This is a genomic window from Actinocorallia lasiicapitis, from assembly GCF_054778695.1.
The window spans coordinates 1-3,121 of the sequence record NZ_BAAGZI010000539.1 but is presented as its reverse complement, the minus strand read 5'-3'; the positions used below and the strand labels follow the sequence as shown (position 1 = coordinate 3,121).

4 protein-coding genes are annotated in these 3,121 nt (G+C 71.7%); 1 reads left to right on the top strand and 3 read right to left on the bottom strand.

The genetic code is table 11. From position 1 onward, the window contains the following. Positions 1–62: 62 nt before the first annotated feature. Positions 63–665, bottom strand: coding sequence for a hypothetical protein (locus tag ACYVE7_RS31780; RefSeq protein WP_460369980.1), 603 nt, complete (start codon positions 663–665; stop codon positions 63–65). Next, positions 662–1,390: a helix-turn-helix domain-containing protein gene (locus ACYVE7_RS31775; protein ID WP_460369979.1), complete on the bottom strand. Its 729-nt coding sequence runs from the start codon at positions 1,388–1,390 to the stop codon at positions 662–664. Before ACYVE7_RS31775 ends, ACYVE7_RS31780 begins: the two co-directional genes overlap by 4 nt. A 233-nt stretch (positions 1,391–1,623) precedes the next feature. Here ACYVE7_RS31775 and ACYVE7_RS31770 point away from each other — a divergent pair, with 233 nt between their 5' ends. Further along, positions 1,624–2,409 (top strand): SAM-dependent methyltransferase, encoded by a 786-nt coding sequence (locus ACYVE7_RS31770; RefSeq protein WP_460369977.1) that lies wholly within the window; start codon positions 1,624–1,626, stop codon positions 2,407–2,409. Positions 2,410–2,415: 6 nt separating this feature from the next. Here the strand turns inward: ACYVE7_RS31770 and ACYVE7_RS31765 are convergent, their stop codons facing one another. After that, positions 2,416–3,036 (bottom strand): L-threonylcarbamoyladenylate synthase, encoded by a 621-nt coding sequence (locus ACYVE7_RS31765; RefSeq protein ID WP_460369976.1) that lies wholly within the window; start codon positions 3,034–3,036, stop codon positions 2,416–2,418. Between the last annotated feature and the right edge of the window lie 85 nt (positions 3,037–3,121).

The following is a 3,121-nucleotide window of genomic DNA, read 5'->3' as shown; positions in this document are numbered from 1 at the left end:
CGACCGGGCGGAGGCCGAAGAGGTCCGCGACGGCGCGTTCGACACCGAGCTGACCTGGTGGCTCACGGTCGCTTTGGCTTTCGGCCGGTCGCCTGTGGTGGCCCGGGCGCTCGATGGCGTCCCGGCGGCCGTCCCTCCGCCGGGCGGTGAGCCAGTCCCTCCGCGATCCGCTTGACCTGGGCGCCCGCCGAGTCCGTCGGCTCGGCCGCCGACGCCTGGCGTTCGGTGATCCGGCCCAGCAGCAGATCGGCCAGCTCCTCGGCCTCCGCCTCGTCGTCGCCGTCGTGTCCCGCGCGGGTGGCGATGATCTGCGCCATCCTCGCCGGGATGTGCGGCAGGTAGGTGCGGCGCAGCGCGTCGACCGTGGCGGGCTGGTGGCCCAGCAGGACGTGCGCCAGCTCGTGCAGCAGGATCCCGAGCCGGTGGTACCAGGAGCGGGAGTTGGCGACGAACACGATGTAGCCGGAATCGGCCAGCCGGAGCGTCGCCCCGCTGAACGGGGTGTTGCCGAGCGCGGCGAACTTCAGGGACACCTCGGCGTCGAGCAGTTCGCTCATCAGCTCGCCGACGCGGCGGCACGCCTCCTTGTAGGTGGCGTCGGGGGCGAGGGCCAGCCGGGTGATCGTGTCGTCGCAGACCTGCTGCGGGTCCGGCCTGCCGCTCACCGGGCGCCTCCCGGCCGGGGGAACTCCCAGCCCGGCTCCCCGCCCGACACCAGCGCCTCGGCGACGGCCCGCGCCACCTGGCTGCGGAGCGCGGGGCTCCACTCGCTGGCGTGCTGGGCGAGCCGTGCCGCGAACTCGACGACCCCGGCGTCGCGCAGCGCGCGTTCGTCCTTGAGGTCGGCGTCGATCCTGGCGGCGAGCTGGTCGTCGAGGAAGTAGGCGGCCTGCGGTCCGTTCTCGTCGGCCAGCCCGAAGTGCTCGGCGAGCGCCAGGATGTGCTTGAGCCGCGGGTTGGGCAGGGTGCCGGGCGCGGGGTTCAGCAGCTCGCGGATGTGGCTGGGCGAGATGGTGCCGTAGCGGCGCGCCGCGTTGATCGCGGTGGCGACCTCCTCCGGCGTGTACGGGCCGCGGCCCGCGGGGAAGACGTTGGCGAACAGGTGGGAGAGCCGTGCGGAGAACCGCAGCCGCGGCCACTCCTGGCCGTGCCGTTCGCGTCTGCCGCCCACGAACACCGCGGGCGACACCCCCAGCGCGGAGGCCAGCGCCTCGACGGTGTGCAGGCTGGGATTGTCGCGGTGGCCGCGGCGCAGATGCGAGATGTACCCGTCGGTGATGTCGCCGCCCTGGGCGACCACAAGCCGGACCAGCTCGGCGTTCGTGTACGGCCGCCGGCCCACAGGACGCGCGCAGAGCTCGTCCAGGATCTTCGCAAAAGTGTCGGTCATCCCTAGTCCCGCCGCCGGGCCCGGTTCCGGGCAACGAACACCCTAACCGGTTACTGCGGTTTGTCGGGAGTTGATGGAAAGGTCCGGACAATCTGTGCCATAGCAGTTGTGTGGGGGGTAGGCGCCCCTTAGGCTCCGAGACGAGACGTCTCTACTGAGCTAGGGAAGGACTCCTCGAGGATGCGACCTGAGTATGAGGTCCGGTCGCCCCGCCCAGCGGGGGAGGTCACCGCATGACCGCGATGCCCGTCGAACCCATGCCCTTCAGACGTCCGCGCCTCGAACCGGTTCCGTACACACCGCCCGGTGCGTCCTTCGATCCGACGCGGCCCAACATCGCCAGGATCCACGACAGCCTGCTCGGCGGCAAGGACAACTTCCGCGCCGACCGCGCGGCCGTCTCCGACCTGCTTGACTTCGCGCCCGAACTGCGCACCCTGGCGCGGGCGTCCCGCGCCTACCTCGCCGACCAGGTCAGACTGCTGTCGGAACGGCAGCGGATCACCCAGTTCGTGAACCTCGGCGCAGGGCTGCCCGCCGAACCGAAACTCGCGCCGCGCGGCGCGCGGATCGTGCACGTCGACCACGACCCGACCGTCGTCGCGCACAATCGCGCGCTGCTCGCCGACGGCGCCCGCATCTTCGCCCTGCAGGCCGACCTGACCGATCCGCAGGTGCTGCTGGCGCGGCTGGACGGCCCGCTCGACCTTAACCGGCCGGTCGCGTTCCTGTGCGGTTCGGTCCTGCACCACCTCGCCGACCCCGGCACACCCGCCGCCGCCCTGCGCGACGCGCTCGTCCCGGGCGGCGCGCTGCTGCTCACCCATCTGTCGCCCGGCACCGCCTCGCGCGAGGCCGTCGCGGAGATCGAGACGGTCTACGGCCGCACCGGCGGCGAACTGCACGTCCGGTCGGCCGCCGAGATCGCGGCACTGCTGCCCGCGACCCGGCTGTTCCACATCCGGCACGCGCCCACCCATCCGGGGCTGACCCTGCTCGGCGGCGTCCTGCAGGCGTGAGCGGCGCTACTCGAACGGGGTGGGGTCGCCCGCGCCGACGCGCAGGATGACCGGGGTCCCGTCGGAGAGGTCGACGACAGTCGTCGGGACGTCGCCGCACTCCCCCGCGTCGATGACGGCGTCGACCTGGTGGTCGAGCTCCTCTTTGATCTCCCAGCCCTGGGTGGGGGCCTCGCTCTGCCCCGGCAGGATCAGCGTGCTCGACAGCAGCGGCTCGCCGAGCTCCGCCAGCAGCGCCTGGGTGACCGTGTGGTCGGGGATCCGCACCCCGACCGTCTTCTTCTTCGGGTGCTGCAACCGGCGCGGCACCTCCTTGGTGGCGGGCAGGATGAAGGTGTAGCCGCCGGGCGTCGCCGCCTTCACCGACCGGAAGACCGCGTTGCTGATCTGGACGAACTGCCCGAGCTGCGCGAAGTCCCGGCACATCAGGGTGAAGTGATGCTTGTCGTCCAGCTTCCGGATCTCCCGGATGCGTTCCACCCCGCCCCCGTTGTCGATCCGGCAGCCCAGCGCGTAGCAGGAGTCGGTCGGGTAGGCGATCAGCCCGCCACCGCGCAGGAGGTCCACCACCTGGCCGATCGCCCTGGGCTGCGGGTTGTCCGGATGCACGTCAAAGTACTTGGCCATACCCACGAGCTTAGGCCGTGTCTTATGGATCTTGTCCGTAGCGAGCGGCGGTCAGGTGCGTGCCTCGGGGGTGCGGAGGAGGGAG